This window comes from Gracilibacillus massiliensis (genome assembly GCF_001458115.1).
Classification (GTDB): domain Bacteria; phylum Bacillota; class Bacilli; order Bacillales; family Amphibacillaceae; genus Gracilibacillus; species Gracilibacillus massiliensis.
In genome coordinates this window covers 399,984-415,228 of sequence record NZ_CZRP01000012.1, presented here as the reverse complement: position 1 = coordinate 415,228, position 15,245 = coordinate 399,984, and the positions used below count along the sequence as shown (strand labels likewise).

Annotated in this window: 13 protein-coding genes and 2 pseudogenes; 3 read left to right on the top strand and 12 right to left on the bottom strand. The window is 35.2% G+C overall.

Annotated elements, in window-relative coordinates:
* Positions 1-24: 24 nt before the first annotated feature.
* From lepA to gpr, 4 genes are all read right to left on the bottom strand, one after another.
* Complete coding sequence (gene lepA, locus BN3107_RS09535) at positions 25-1,845, bottom strand: translation elongation factor 4 (protein ID WP_058307398.1); 1,821 nt, start codon at positions 1,843-1,845, stop codon at positions 25-27.
* A 467-nt stretch (positions 1,846-2,312) separates the two neighbouring features.
* A complete protein-coding gene (locus tag BN3107_RS09530; RefSeq protein WP_058307397.1) occupies positions 2,313-2,630 on the bottom strand; it encodes a hypothetical protein in 318 nt (105 codons plus the stop codon).
* Positions 2,631-2,649: 19 nt separating this feature from the next.
* Positions 2,650-3,822, bottom strand: a complete 1,173-nt coding sequence (gene spoIIP, locus BN3107_RS09525) for a stage II sporulation protein P (RefSeq protein ID WP_058307396.1) — start codon at positions 3,820-3,822, stop codon at positions 2,650-2,652.
* A 74-nt stretch (positions 3,823-3,896) separates the two neighbouring features.
* Positions 3,897-4,988, bottom strand: coding sequence for a GPR endopeptidase (gene gpr / locus BN3107_RS09520; protein WP_058307395.1), 1,092 nt, complete (start codon positions 4,986-4,988; stop codon positions 3,897-3,899).
* A gap of 177 nt (positions 4,989-5,165) precedes the next feature.
* On the opposite strand from gpr, the gene rpsT reads away from it, so the two are divergent.
* Positions 5,166-5,432, top strand: a complete 267-nt coding sequence (gene rpsT / locus BN3107_RS09515; protein ID WP_058307394.1) for a 30S ribosomal protein S20 — start codon at positions 5,166-5,168, stop codon at positions 5,430-5,432.
* 455 nt (positions 5,433-5,887) lie between these two features.
* Here the strand turns inward: rpsT and holA are convergent, their stop codons facing one another.
* Positions 5,888-6,925 (bottom strand): DNA polymerase III subunit delta, encoded by a 1,038-nt coding sequence (holA, locus tag BN3107_RS09505; RefSeq protein WP_058307392.1) that lies wholly within the window; start codon positions 6,923-6,925, stop codon positions 5,888-5,890.
* A gap of 355 nt (positions 6,926-7,280) precedes the next feature.
* Here holA and BN3107_RS19390 point away from each other — a divergent pair, with 355 nt between their 5' ends.
* Entirely contained in the window at positions 7,281-7,415 is a 135-nt protein-coding gene (locus BN3107_RS19390; RefSeq protein ID WP_077065090.1) for a YqzM family protein, read from the top strand.
* 95 nt (positions 7,416-7,510) lie between these two features.
* On the opposite strand, the gene BN3107_RS09500 is transcribed toward BN3107_RS19390, so the two are convergent.
* The 3 genes and pseudogenes from BN3107_RS09500 to BN3107_RS09490 all read right to left on the bottom strand — a co-directional run bounded on the left by BN3107_RS09500 (position 7,511) and on the right by BN3107_RS09490 (position 10,949).
* Positions 7,511-9,796 carry a DNA internalization-related competence protein ComEC/Rec2 gene (locus BN3107_RS09500; RefSeq protein WP_058307391.1) on the bottom strand — a complete coding sequence of 762 codons (2,286 nt, stop codon included), beginning with the start codon at positions 9,794-9,796 and terminating at the stop codon, positions 7,511-7,513.
* 36 nt (positions 9,797-9,832) lie between these two features.
* A pseudogene (locus BN3107_RS09495) lies at positions 9,833-10,279 on the bottom strand (ComE operon protein 2); the annotation flags it as partial.
* Positions 10,280-10,349: 70 nt separating this feature from the next.
* The gene (locus tag BN3107_RS09490; RefSeq protein WP_058307389.1) at positions 10,350-10,949 is read right to left on the bottom strand and encodes a helix-hairpin-helix domain-containing protein; all 600 of its coding nucleotides are present in this window, start codon (positions 10,947-10,949) and stop codon (positions 10,350-10,352) included.
* A 60-nt stretch (positions 10,950-11,009) separates the two neighbouring features.
* Here BN3107_RS09490 and comER point away from each other — a divergent pair.
* A pseudogene (gene comER / locus BN3107_RS09485) lies at positions 11,010-11,849 on the top strand (late competence protein ComER); the annotation flags it as partial.
* Between the two features lie 216 nt (positions 11,850-12,065).
* Here the strand turns inward: comER and BN3107_RS09480 are convergent.
* The 4 genes from BN3107_RS09480 to ku all read right to left on the bottom strand — a co-directional run bounded on the left by BN3107_RS09480 (position 12,066) and on the right by ku (position 15,172).
* Entirely contained in the window at positions 12,066-13,613 is a 1,548-nt protein-coding gene (locus tag BN3107_RS09480; RefSeq protein ID WP_058307387.1) for a histidine kinase N-terminal 7TM domain-containing diguanylate cyclase, read from the bottom strand.
* 171 nt (positions 13,614-13,784) lie between these two features.
* Positions 13,785-13,961: an H-type small acid-soluble spore protein gene (locus BN3107_RS09475; RefSeq protein WP_058307386.1), complete on the bottom strand. Its 177-nt coding sequence runs from the start codon at positions 13,959-13,961 to the stop codon at positions 13,785-13,787.
* Positions 13,962-14,013: 52 nt separating this feature from the next.
* A complete protein-coding gene (locus BN3107_RS09470) occupies positions 14,014-14,205 on the bottom strand; it encodes a hypothetical protein (protein WP_058307385.1) in 192 nt (63 codons plus the stop codon).
* A gap of 124 nt (positions 14,206-14,329) precedes the next feature.
* Positions 14,330-15,172, bottom strand: a complete 843-nt coding sequence (ku, locus tag BN3107_RS09465; protein ID WP_058307384.1) for a non-homologous end joining protein Ku — start codon at positions 15,170-15,172, stop codon at positions 14,330-14,332.
* Positions 15,173-15,245 lie beyond the last annotated feature (73 nt).

Genomic DNA, 15,245 nt, shown 5'->3' with positions numbered 1-15,245 from the left:
TATTTACAAAAAGTATTCACGATATTAATCATCATCCATCTTCAAAACTGCCATAAAGGCTTCTTGTGGAACTTCAACAGAACCAACCATTTTCATACGCTTTTTACCTTCTTTTTGTTTCTCTAACAACTTACGTTTACGAGAAATATCTCCACCATAACATTTACTTAATACGTTTTTACGCATTGCTTTAATGTTCGTTCTCGCAACAATTTTATTACCAATTGCCGCTTGGATTGGTACCTCGAATTGCTGTCTTGGAATCAACGTTTTTAATTTATCTGCAATTTGTTTGCCACGCTCAAAAGCAAAATCACGATGGACAATAAAAGATAAAGCATCTATCGTATCATTGTTCAATAAGATATCCATTTTTACTAGGTTCGACTCTTTATAACCGATCATTTCATAATCAAACGAAGCATAACCCTTCGTTTGCGATTTTAATTGATCGAAAAAGTCATAAACAATCTCTGATAATGGAATTTCATAGACAACATTGACACGATTATCGTCAAGATACTGCATATCTAAGAAATCGCCACGTTTTTTCTGACAAATTTCCATTACTGGCCCAACAAAATCATTAGGAACCATAATGGTTGCTCGAACATAAGGCTCTTGAACCTCTTGGATCGATTGATTATCTGGCATAAACGATGGATTATCTATCGTTAAATTCTCTCCATCTGTTTTGACGACGTTATATATTACACTCGGTGCTGTTGTAATCAAATCAATACCAAATTCTCGCTCGATTCGCTCTTGTATGATTTCCATATGCAATAACCCTAAGAAACCACAACGAAATCCAAAGCCTAACGCTTGAGAAGTTTCCGCTTCATATTGCAAAGACGAATCGTTTAATTCTAGACGCTCAAGTGCTTCGCGTAAATCATTATATTTATCAGCATCGACTGGGTATAACCCACAAAACACCATGGGATTTAACTTACGATAACCTGGTAAGGGTTCCAAAGCAGGATTATTTGCTAGTGTAATGGTATCCCCAACTTGCGTATCCCCTACATTTTTTATAGAGGCAGTTAAGTACCCTACATCACCAACACATAAATCGTCTTGCTGAACAGGTTTGGGATTGAATACCCCTACCTCATTTACTTCAAATTCTTTACCTGTTGCCATCATTTTAATTTTGTCGCCTACTTTTACCGATCCTTCTTTGACACAGACATAAGCAACCACGCCACGATATGGATCATATAACGAGTCAAAGATTAAGGCTTTTAACGGCTCATCGGGATCTCCCTCTGGTGCAGGAATCCTTTCTACGATTTGGTCAAGTATCTCCTCTATTCCAATACCAGACTTCGCACTTGCTAGGATCGCTTCATCCCCATCGATTCCAATAACATCCGTGATTTCTTGTTTCACTCGCTCTGGGTCTGCACTAGGTAGATCGATTTTATTGATAACCGGAATAATTTCCAAATCGTTGTCTAACGCTAAATAAACGTTTGCCAATGTTTGTGCTTCGATCCCTTGTGCAGCATCAACCACAAGAATAGCACCTTCACATGCTGCCAGACTTCGGGAGACTTCGTATGTAAAATCGACATGTCCTGGCGTATCGATCAGATGAAATAAATATTCATCACCGCCGCCACGATCATATTTTAATTGAACGGCATTTAATTTTATCGTTATACCTCGTTCACGTTCAAGATCCATTCCATCTAGAAATTGTTCTTTCATTTCACGCGAGGTTAACGCTTTTGTTTTTTCTAAAATTCGATCAGCTAGCGTTGATTTTCCGTGATCAATATGTGCAATAATCGAAAAATTTCGTACTTTACTTTGATTTCTAATGTTCGTCAATGTCATTCAACTCCTATATTTGACCACAATACTAGCATTGATTATAGCAGTGAATACCCGGATGTTCAACAGAAAGATGAAGAGACGGAACAAGGGATGATGTCTTAATCAAGTTTGAAAAGAAACTATATTTTTTTAAATCACAAGTTAATTGTCCTTCACTTTGATTAATGAAGGACATAATTATTCGAATTTTAATTTTTTTGTCCTTCATTTGCCTTATGACGGACATGTTTTCCCGATTATCTCTTTTTTTGTCTTTCATTCACCCTATGAAGGACACTTTCTTCTGATTTTCACTTTTTTTGTCCTTCATTCACCTTATGAAGGACATTTTTTTCTGATTTTCATCTTTTTTGTCTTTCATTCACTTTATGAAGGACATATTCTTCCGATTATCTCTTCTTTTGTCCTTCATCAGATCTGATTGAAGGATAATGAGTCAAACATTAGCTTTCACTTTTGTCAATTTTTCAAAAAACCCCATCGACAAGGGTGTAGGTAATTTCTAAAACTTGATCACATATGGTTCGAACTGCCTTTTCCCCACCATCTGCAATGGAATGTAAGAAGGATGGTTCAATCTGAGCAGCTGCAACTTGTTGTTTCTTACTCTCCCCCACTTCTTCGATCACTAACTCTCTGTCTACTAACTCTGCGTTCTGCTCTAGTTTCTCATTTTCAGAATGAATAGATTCACTAACCTTTTCCGCACTACTACGATCAATACCAATATACATACCTAACGAAAAGATAAGACTTAATACCAACAAATAAAAGAAATATTTCACCTCAAGTAACCTCCCCTGTTTATTCAGAAACTTTTTGTGCGTCCCAGTAATATTCACTAAATATTTCTGCAAAAACTTCTGAGGTGTTATTAAGTTCTTCCATCGTATTATCAACGCCACCAAATTCGATCGTTAAAGCATTATTTGAGACATCTTGATTATAAACCCCGTTACGTCCAGCTCCACCATACATTTCTACTCCACGACTCAAACCATAATACTTTTCGTCTAGTAGATCATGTAATGCTTTTGCGAGAGCATAATTGCGTTCGTAATTTGGATTATCGCCACCTATTACAAACATGATTTTGGCATACGATTTTCCATCCAAATCAATGGTAGTAATATCTTTTCTTACACTGTCTCGGTGCAAGTCAAATACATAATTTAAATCGTTATTAGTTGTCAAAGCTGCTTCCACCACTTCTTTGGATGCGGTGTAAGAATCTGCAGAATAATCCCAACCCTTTTCATTCAAAATCGCACCAATATCTGTATCATCTACCTCGGCACCGATTCCAAAGCGTTTCAAATCTTTGGCTAATCGTTCACTGACATTCGTGATGTTGACTTCTTTATGAAACGCCTCATTTGGTTCATCTGTATTAGGTAAATGAGGTAAAAAAGACTCGCGATTATGTGTATTGTAGAGAAACACGATGTTACGATCTCCTGTCGTCTGTTTTTGTTCCTCTTCAGTAGGTTCTTTTTCTTCTTTGTCTTCGGGGATGGTTGCTTCGCGTTCTTCTAAAACATCGTCTAGGGGTGGTGTGGATTCCATCGTTAAATTCGTATAATCTGTACCCTCGCCAGCAATCAAAATTTGACGATCATACATTTCAAAGCCTGGTAACTCTCTTCCTAATAAACTGCGAACATCATGCATTCTTACATTTGTACCTAATTCAAACACCACTTTCCACATATCAATTGGAGGTGAGTCTTCAGGTAATGCTTCTTGAAAAATTCGGTTTTCCATCATCATCAACGATAAAAAATGAGCCTCATCAATATTGGTCGTCCATTTCTTAACTGTATTAGAAGCGACCCGATAATTCGGATCCAAACTCGTAAAAGCTCCAATCAAGATAAACATTGCAAAAAACGCAGTGAAAAATATTGAAACAATCATTAGTAATTTATGTTTTGATAAAAACAACACTCGCTTTTGTCTACGATTTGGCAGGCGCATAATGTTCTCCTTTCTATCTCCTCTATCATCTCTACTAAAGAATATGAAGATTCAATAGAAAGTAGAACCTATTTCTATCTTGTATATTGAGCAAAATTTTTAATGTCGATTCGTTCATGTAAAGCTGCATTTATCGCTTCTGCTAATAAGTGCGCCATATCTTTAATATAGCCATCAATCTCTTTAGGCGTAACCATAAGATTATGACCTAATGGTGTCAATACCTCTTGCATTAATGCTCTTTTTTCCTGATCACTTAAAGCACCGATCATGCCAAATATTTTTTCTCTTTTTTCAATCGGTGGTAGATCTTCTTCTGATAATGATCGGTCACCAAAATTAAGACCAGCTGGTGTTAACGATTTTGATGGCTTATCTTTTTCACGCCATTCTTTTCCTATATGTTTTAAAACATAGTCAATAGCATCACTTGTAATCGTTACGGCATCGACAACGGTAGGTACTCCGATCGCAAAAACTGGTACACCTAAAGTTTCCTTGCTCAGTTCTTTTCGCTTATTCCCTACACCCGAACCTGGATGGATCCCTGAATCTGATAACTGAATAGTAGCATTCACTCTTTCGATCGATCGTGATGCTAGAGCATCGATCGCAATCACAAATCCAGGTTTGTATTTTTCAATGACACCTTTAATAATGTCACTCGTTTCAATACCAGTAACACCCATCACTCCTGGATTAATAGTAGCAACTTTGCGGTAACCATCTTGCACATATTGGGGTTCATGCATAAATAAATGGTTGGTCACCAGAACCTTTTCAATAGCAAGCGGACCTAAGGCATCGGGGGTCACATTCCGATTGCCTAAACCTACTATTAATCCGGCCGCTTCTTTAGAAACGTCGTTTTTTTTCATTAATTCTAGTAATTGTTTGGTGACAACTTTGGCTGTCTCTTCTTGGGATTTGGTATCTTGTTTTTTAATGGCATCCGAATAAATCGTTCTATAGGAACCGGGACTCTTTCCGATATGTTCAGCACCTTTTTGATCCACTTCGACATTTGTCACATTAATCGTTCCGAAACGTTCTTCTGATATCGCAACACCTTCGATCTGTTTATCTTGTTTCTGATCTTGTTCAACATACATATCTTTTGCCTCAACTGCTAGGTCTGTACGTACTTCAAATGAATTGTTTTTCATGATTATCACTCCTCATACACCATTTTTCTTAGCTTTTCCGAGTCGATAAAAAAGATACCTAAAAGCTTATTTACAAGGAAACAACAATTTTTATTGAAAAGTCACGAAAGCTTTGGTAAAATGTCATGTGACCTAATTTAATTAATAGGGCTATGAAGTAAGATGGAGGTGAAGACATTGGCAAATATTAAATCAGCAATTAAACGCGTTCGTACAAATGAAGATCATCGTCTACAAAACCAATCTGTTAAAACAGATGTGCGTTCCCATATTAAGAAAGTGGAAGCATTAGTAGCTAACAAAGATGTGGATAATGCAAAAGCTGCACTTCAAACGGCAGTGAAGAAAATTGATAAAGCCGTACAAAAAGGGCTTATTCACCAAAACAAAGGTAATCGTCAAAAATCTCGTTTAGCACAACAAGTTAACGGACTAAGCGCATAATGAAAAAACCACAACAGTCAACTGTTGTGGTTTTTTCATTATGCAAGGAAAGTATATAATCAGCGGTATCAAGGCATTTGTTGTCAAAGTAGTCATTTTGAAATGTAGTGTGTATGAATCCACCGCTACGGCTGTCCACTTCCCTTTCCGTGGCGTTTTCCCTTCAGCTAACTTTTTCGAGCACAAACCGCTCAAAAAAGTGGATCTTCAGGGAAAACAAATGCCACAGGAGTGGAAGCGGACGGCCTACGCTATAAAGTGGTTCTACATCATTTGTGACAGCTAACTAGACGAGGCTTATTAACAATATGAAGTAAAAGTCGCGATATCACTACTTACACCCATTGTAGCGTATTATTTAGCGAAGTGGGCAAGCCGTAGCGCGTTTTAAATCTATTATCCATTTCAAAATTACTACTAAAAAGACCGGGTTGGCTTTCCTGGTTTTTCTTAATTTATGATACATGTTGTCTTTTTTGGATTAGTTGATATAACAACAATTCAAATGCGAGTGATTTTTCCATCTTTCCTGTTTTTATTTGTGCGTCGGTTTCTGTTAATAAATCAATGGCTTCTTTTAATTCCTTTGTTTGAAATTTCGCTTGCCTTGTCATTGATATTTTTGCTACATATGGATGGATTTTTAATTGCGACACCATCTGTTGCTGCGTGTATCCCTTTTGTTTCAATAACTTGACATGGAGTAAGGTACGGTACTGAGAAGCTACCAAAGCAATTAACGCAATCGGATCTTCGTTCATCTTTTCTAAATCTTTGGTAATATCAATTGCTTTTGCTAAGTCATTTGTCATAATGGCATCCATTAATTTTAAAGCAGAGCTATTCTCCTGGCTTGATAGAAGAAGTTCGGCATCTTCCATACGAATAGCGTTTCCCTCACCAACATATAAAACAAGTTTTTCCATTTCAGAATGAATAATCATCAAATTGGTACCAATTTCATTAATAAAATACGTCATTACTTCTTCAGAAATGGAAACCCTATGTTCCTTTGCAATCGTTGCGATAACTTCCTGCATATTCCACTCTTTAAGTGGTTCGCACGCGACTGTTTTTGCTGTCTTTTTTAAGCGTTTCACTACCTTTTTACGTTCATCGACTTTTTCATAGGGCGCTACAATTACTAAAATAGAATAGGGCGCTGGATTTTCTAAGTAATCAACTAATACTTCTGGTAAATGTTCCAGATCATTTTTAGCCGGTTTAGCTCTGAGAAAATCTGCATTGGAAGCAAAAATAATTTTTCGTTCTCCAAAAAAAGGAAAAGTTTCGGCATCTGTGACGACTTCTTGTATCGCTGTTTCTTCCAAATCATATATCGACAAATTCGTATCTTGCTCGTCTTGATCCATTCCATTAGATATTAAAGCTTGTTTTAATGCTTCGATCATATATCTTTCCGAACCATGAAAATAATAGACAGGTGAGAACTTGCCTTTTTTGATTTCTTCAATCACTTTTAAATAACTCATATACTCCACTCCATATGTATAGATCTTGTCCATCATCCAACCATAAATATAAAAATATTCTTTATAAAAAGTTGAAAAATTTTTAATTATGTTTTATTGTATAATAAGATTGGACTATTGAAAAGTAGTCAGAATGTATCCATCTTTTATTTTACATAATAAAGAGAGGAGCATCATTACACTCCCCTCTGCAATCTATATCAACGCAATTTGATTAGCCCTAGGTAACTAACCAAGCTACGATATTGTCTTATATATAGATTGACCTGATATCCAAAATATATAGGTGTTAACTCTTGCTAAGTAAGGGAATCCTGTGATATGGATTAAAACTTTGACTAAGGAGGTATTAGCCATGAATGAATTTGAAAAGGATGTTCAGTCGAAACGACATGACCTTTTTGATGCTGGATTTGGATTTGTTTTCTCATTTTTATTTTTCATGATAATTTTCTTTATAGGTGTCATTTTCGATGCTATTGGATCATAAAATAAGAAAATTAGTTATCTAAAGATGCACGGGAACGAGGCTAACCTAATTAGTCTCGTTTTTTAATGTTTTTATTTGCGTTGGTGAAGGATTACTTATGGTACTTTATCATATGGCAAGTAAGGGGAAATTGTTCCACTTTCATCGGAGAATTTATAGATAATGGCACCACTTTGATCTGTTCTTAAAACCCTTACACCTTTGTTATTCAAGTGTTGTAACACCTCTTGATGCGGGTGATTATAACGATTATTTTGTCCTACAGAAATGACTGCCAATTCAGGTTTTATTGCTTTTAAAAAGGATTCAGATGTGGAAGAATTACTACCATGATGCGCTACTTTCAATATGTCCACATCTAAATTCGGAAATTGTTGGATGATCTCATTTTCTCCTGACTTCCCGACATCTCCAGTAAAAAGCCATTTTTGAGATCCAAATTTGCTGCTTACTACTAGAGAATTTTCGTTTTTATCGGATTGATCACGACTTGGATAATATACCTGAAATTGTTGGTGTTCAAGATTTAAAGTCTCCCCTTCTTTTACCGTAACGTGATGAAAAGATCGATTCGTATCGATAAAATCCGCTAATGTATCTTTTTCAAAAAATGGGCTTGTGATGATTTGATCCACTTGATACTCTTCTAATATAAAAGAGACACTTCCGATATGATCATGATCCGCGTGAGACAGCATGATTGCATTTATTTTACTGATTCCTTTCGATTTAAAAAATGGATCAATCACTTGCTCAAATGTGTCTTTTGAAGCTTGGGAAAAATCGCTGGATAACGTTCCACCGGCATCGATCATATAAACAGCCTTTCGATATGGTAACTCAATCACTATGGCGTCCCCTTGTCCAATATCTAATACCGTTATATAACCGTAACGATCAAAATAAGGCTTTAAACTAATTAGAATAAGTAACATTATCACGCATACTCCAGATAATACAGCTTTTTTTAATTGATCTTTATCCCAAAAATAGAAACAGAGATATAATATGACATAATACGGTAGAAAATACGTTGAAGGGAAAGAACCAACCAGCCATGCAGCTGGCATAATTCCATCCATTATGTTTAATGAATCAAGGATCAAGGTATGAACGGTGCTAAATATTTGATCCAATACAGTCACAATCTTAGGTGAAAAAGAACTGGCTAAAATCAGCAACAAGATCGGCAGAACAAATAAAGTAAAATATGGAATAACGAGGAGATTGATCAGAATAGAAAGTGGTTGAAATTGGTAAAAATGATGCAATTGCAGTGGTAAAATCACAAGCATACTAATTAGAGAAATTCGTAACAGGATCCATGTGTAACCTAAAATAGATGGATTGACGATCTTTCGTGACAATAGGATGCCGTATGTAACACTGAAACTAAATTGAAAGGCTAGCGAATAAACTACATATGGATCAAGCCACACCATGACCAAAAATACAATACTCAACATATCCGTACTGGCTAAACGTATCGGGATTTTCGTCATGATAATTACGACAATCGCTAACAGACTAGCTCTCCACACAGACGGTGCTCCACCCGCTAAAAATGGATAGATTGGCAACGTCAATAATAAAATTAATTGTGATTTTTCGATGGTTAGCCGAAAACCAAATAATAATACAAAATAAAAAATACCAAGGAGTAAACCAACATGTAATCCAGATATCGCAAGTAAGTGAGACAGATTCCATGTTTGAAAAAGTTTAATGGTACCCTCGTCTAGTTGATCTCTGTCACCGAATAATAGTGCCGACAGCCATTGAAAAGTCACCTCACTTACTTGATTTTTGCTTTTTTCTAAAAAAGTATTTCTTAACTGATATATTTTTTGTAATGGGGATTGTCCTTGGCAATTACTTGGAGCAAAAGATTGTATAATAAACTGCGATTGAATATTCTGAGTGGCTAAATAATACTTGTAATCAAATTGACCGGGGTTTCTGGATATAGGGACCTCTTGAAATTCTCCATTTAATTCACAGTTAGCACCTGTCTTAAAAGTGGATATATTTTGTTCTGATTGGTTAATGAAATAAAAAACTTCAATATGCTGATTGGTTTGTGATGCAAGTTCAAAACGAACAAAACGATCGGTATGCTCTACAGCAGAAATAATTTCACCGGAGATTTGTGTATTAGTGCTGGTCTCTGTATGGATTGTAGATGGCAATGAGGGGATATAATGAAAAGATATGATTCCAAAAAGCAGGAGAGCGAGGATAAGCTTCTTGTTATACCGTCGAAAAAGATAAAAGTAAATCACTGTGATAAACAACAGTAAAGCTATAACTCCTTTATCAGTATCTTTGACGATAAATGCCAACGCATACATGATTACAAACCAGTGCAATTGTTGATACAAAAACAAATCCTCCTCTCACCTAAGTGGTCTTTATGGTTTTAAACTTATGTAATGTTGATCCAATTCCACTTTCTCTACATATACATTCGCTTCCTTGAAAAGTTCGACAGCATATTGATGATTTTTATAATCTTCTGCATAATAAACCGTTTTTATACCACTTTGAATAATCGCTTTACAACAATTTAAACAAGGAAAATGAGTAACATAAATTTCTGCATTTTCAGTAGAAGCACCGAATTTTGCACATTGTAATAAGGCGTTCATTTCTGCATGAATCGTTCGTACACAATGGCCATCAATCACATAACAACCCTCGTCGATACAATGAACACTGCCAGAAACACTGCCATTATAACCACCTGCAATTATTCGTTTATCTCTAACAATCGTCGCTCCTACCATTAATCTCTGACACGTACTTCGTAGAGCCAGTAGGTGACTTTGTGCCATAAAATATTGATGCCATGATATTCTTTCCATCTTTTATCAACCTTTCCCTTCAACCGATATATTAAAAGTGTACCGATTGAATAAGGAAGCGTCAATAAAATTATGGCACCCGCACATACTCCTCCATTTTTTCTACAGTCTTTTCACCGATACCTGATACGTTCATTAAATCCGCAATCGCCTCGAACCTGCCGTAAGTTTCACGATATTTTACTATTTCAGCTGCTTTTACTTCACCAATACCTGGTATTGTTTGTATTTCCTCCATAGTTGCAGTGTTTATTTTTATTTTGTTATCAACCGCACTGGAACCGATTTTACCTGCACCATCTTCGACCTCACCTACCGTTGGAACATATATTACCATTTCATCATAAACACGTTCCGCCAAATTAAGACGTTGCACATCGGCATCTTGCAGAAAGCCTCCTGCCTGTTCGATGGCATCTTGTACACGATCCACTTCACTTACAACGTAAACACCTGGCATTTCCACAGCCCCTTTTATATCCACCATATAGGTGATCTCTTCTACCTCCTCTACTTCGTCATGTACCTCGCTCTCAATATTCTCATCACCTGCTTCACCTAATAAAGCTATATTATTATCTTCCGAATCGTTCGATGGTTCCACTAAAATCCAAATCACTAATACAATTACCAACAAAAGTATATACCAATTTTTAATTAACCATGTCATGAATATCATTCCTTTATCATAAGATAGTAGAGTTGTTCATAGGGTGTAGCTCAAAACCAACTAAGGAGGCGAAACAAAATGAAATGGGGTTTAATTGGAACGGGAAATATGGGAGAAGTCTTAATTTCAGCATTTTTAGATTCCAACTTATTAAGACAAGAAGACCTTTATATTCATAATCGAACTGCGGCAAAAGCATATGCGATCCAAAGTAAATATCCGAACATTCACGTAGAAGAAAATGCATTTGAATTAGTGAAAAACGTCGACACTATTTTCTTATGTGTAAAACCAGGTGACATGGTCGATTGTTTAAAAGAGATCGAACCTATTTTAAACGAAAAGCAATTAATTGTATCGATTACAAGTCCATTATCGATAAGCGATATTGAATCATTAGTAAATTGTCAGGTAGCGCGAATGGTACCAAGTATAACCAACTATGCATTAGCGGGAGTCAGCCTTTTAACCTTTGGCTCTACTATTGATCCTTATCGTAAAGAGCTTTTCATTAAGAAATGTCACTATTTTTCAGAGCCTATCGAGATAGAGGAAAATATTATGAGAATCGCATCAGACATTGTCTCATGTGGTCCAGCATTTTTCTCCTATTTGGCTGAAAACTATATTCAAGATGCCGTAGAACAAACGGAAATTACTTCAGAACAAGCAACATTATTAATGGAAAAAATGTTTATAGGTTTCGGGAAATTGTTAGCGGAAAATCATTTTACATTACCTGAACTAATTGAAAAGGTTTGTGTGAAAGGCGGAGTCACAGGAGTCGGTATTGCTTCGATGGAAAAAAATCTAAATGGATTATTTGAAGAATTAATCCAACAAACACATCATAAATTTAAAGAAGACAAAGAGATGATTGCCAAAAGTTTGAAGACTTAATGCTAAACGCTTAGCAACTGAAATGTCATTTTCAAACGTACATTTCAGTTGCTTTTATTAAAAATAGGGAAATACCTATAATTATTACCCGGGAAACCGCATGAAACGACTTTTCCTGAGTGAAAAAAGTAGAAATTTGTATTTATGCTTTTTTTGCAAGCGATATTAAGAATCCTCTATCTCTATTAACTTCAACATGAACAACCTCCTCTACATTTATGTATTAACCATCTCAACACGGTCTCTTCCGGCACGTTTTGCTTGGTAAAGACCATCATCAGCCTCTTTGTAGATCGTTTCAAAATTGGTTTGTTGGTAGGTCGTAGCAACTCCTATGCTAACTGTGATATTTTCATATTTATAATCATTTACATTAATTGAACATTCTGATAATTTTTGTTGAAATTGATTAGCCTGAATGGTTGCTGCATCTGCATCCATTTCCAATAAAACGGCAAACTCTTCTCCACCAATTCTACCTACGACAACATGCTGTTCTTTTGTAATAAAAAACTTTGTTAGCGTCTTTGCAAATTGTTTTAAGACTTTATCACCAATTAAATGACCATACTGATCGTTAAATTGCTTAAAATGGTCAATATCCAATAATAACAATGACATAGGAAAATTCTTGTTCTTTATCTTACGGTTATATTTCTCAATAAATGAATGGCGATTACAAATATCTGTTAAAGTATCATAATGAGCTAATGTATATAAACGATTTTCTATCAGCTTCTTTTCCGTAATATCAGTAAAAACAATTAACATTAGTTCTTGTCCAAAATAGCCTATCGGTACAACATTTACGTGTAAAAAACAAGAAGCATCCTCCACCATCACTTTCCATTCAAATGAAGTTGTCTTTTTTGCATACAAACTCTTTTTGATTTTTTCGTTATTAAATATTTTTTCTGCTTGTTGCCCAATAATCATCTTCTCATTTGAATCTGGTAGCCACTTTTGAATAATTTGCAATCCTGCCTTATTAATTTCTAATAATTTATATTGTGTATCAAATAATAAGATACCTTCCGCTAATGACGTCAAAATTTTACTGCGCGAAACAGGCCAGATTGAATTAAAATCATAGCGCTTAAAGATAAAAATTAACATAAAACTCATTAGTGAAAAAGACAATGCTACTTGACCCGGTATGTCAATCGAAACAAAAGGCATAATTAATACGGATAGCAAAGGTAGTAGAATAGCCGTAGATGACAAAAGGTGACTTAATCTGAGGTGTGTTGGTAAATCATGCATATTCCTTAACAAAGTAAAGACTGGTAATAATGTTAAAAATATAAGGTATGCAACAAAAAACATTCCAATAGATGTAGAGGTTACGGTGATCTCTGTTAATCCATTAATTGTTTGAACTGATGTCTCTGACCTTATCCATTGATGAAATGAATTAGTAAATATTAAAATAAGTCCCAATACTGCAGGAATACTTAAATATACCATGTATCTTATGTTTTTTTGTGGATTGGAGTCAGCTAGCTCTCTAGCAAATCCAAATAGAAATACAGGACATAAAAACAATGCAATTTGCTGAAAATTTCTAAGCCATAACATTGCATTAAAATCTTGAACGTATAATTCGAAAGCTGTTAAGATCATGAATGAACTAGCAAGAATTAAACTTATCGAGAGCAAAACTCTGCTGAAATTGGTCGGTCTTTTTAATAAGACAATGGATAAAAATAATATTAATAATCCCATCGCAGTAATATATAGTGTATATGGTTCAAATGATTGCATGATGAATCCCCCGAGTATAAACTAAACCATTGCATCTAAAATAGTTTTACATACCCTAATAATATTCGCTATCAATCGCTGAATTCCTGCAAATTTTTTAAAATATTTTGCAAACATTTTAACTTCAAAAGTACGAAAGCACCTGGAAACATACCCAAGTGCTTTTGTGTGTTATTCTTCTAGTTGATCAACAGACACCATATATTTTTGCTCTGGGCTATCTATAGGATGTACGGTTGCATGACCTGTCCCTTGATCTACATGTTCTATATAGACATTATCTCCATTATATGTTACCTTTCGCATATCGGCAGACTCCATAATTTCTTGTGCTCTTTGGGCATTCATCATTTATCCTCCTTTATTTGATTTATTGAAGGATAGTTTTTTCTATTCGCCGTTAATTATGTATATGATTCTTATTTTTATTAAGGTTTCGTTTATTAATTGCAGCTAAAATAAGTACCATAATTGCTCCAATTCCAACCCCAATTGCCAATCCTAGAACGATATTTTCAAATATATAGCCTAATATGAAACCGATCACTAACGCATAAATGCTCTCCATTAGAATTATTCTTTTCATACTCATCCTTGTAAATTCCCCCTGCATTTTTGAGCCTTATATCGTAATTATACTGGAAAAGAATAATAAAACACAGTAATCTAAAACATTATATTGTGCTATGCTATATATGTTTACCAATTCAGCTCAATTAATTAGCTTTTGCCTTTTGAGATGTCGTCTTTTTAGTTGATTTCTTCCGTTTTGTTGATTTTTTTTGTTTCTTGGTTTTATTTAGTGACTTTTCAAGAGCTTCCATCAAATCAGTTACATTATCTTTCTTGGCTGGTTCTTGTGCAGTAGCTATTTCTTCCCCGTTTTTCTTCTGTTCAATTAATTCTAATAAGGCAGTACGGTAGTCATCATGATATTTCTCTGGTTCAAAAGTTGTGGTTAACTGATCGATTAGTAATTTAGCGGTCTCAATTTCTTTCTCGACAATATTTGTTTCTTCCGGCACATTTGGTACTTCTTGAAAATCACGAACTTCATCGGGGAAATAGATCGTTTCCATTACAAGCGTGTTCTTATAAATACGCACTACTGCTAAATGCTCTTTAGATCGAATCGTAATTTTTGCTAAACCAATTTTACCCGTTTCCTCCAATGCTTTTCTCAACAATCCATAAGCCTTTGCTCCTCCATCATTTGGTGACAAATAATAGCTTCTATCAAAATAAATGGGATCAATTTCCTCTAATTTTACAAAGTCTACAATATCGACGGATTTATCCTCTTTCTCTTCTTTAATTGCCTCTAAATCCTCTTCTTCTAGAATAACGAATTTATTTTTTGTATACTCAAATCCTTTTACAATATCATCATTGCCGACCTCCTTCTCACAGACAGGACAGACTTTTTCATATTTGACAGGAGATTGACATTCTTTATGAAGGTTTCGAAGTTTAATATCCTTATTTTCTGTCGCAGAGTGTAATTTTATTGGAATATTTACTAGTCCGAAGCTTATTGTACCTTTCCACATTGTATGCATCTGATCACCTCTTCTATTATTTTTGCTAAATTCCTTATAATCATACAAAATTTAGTTCAAAATAATCTTGAAA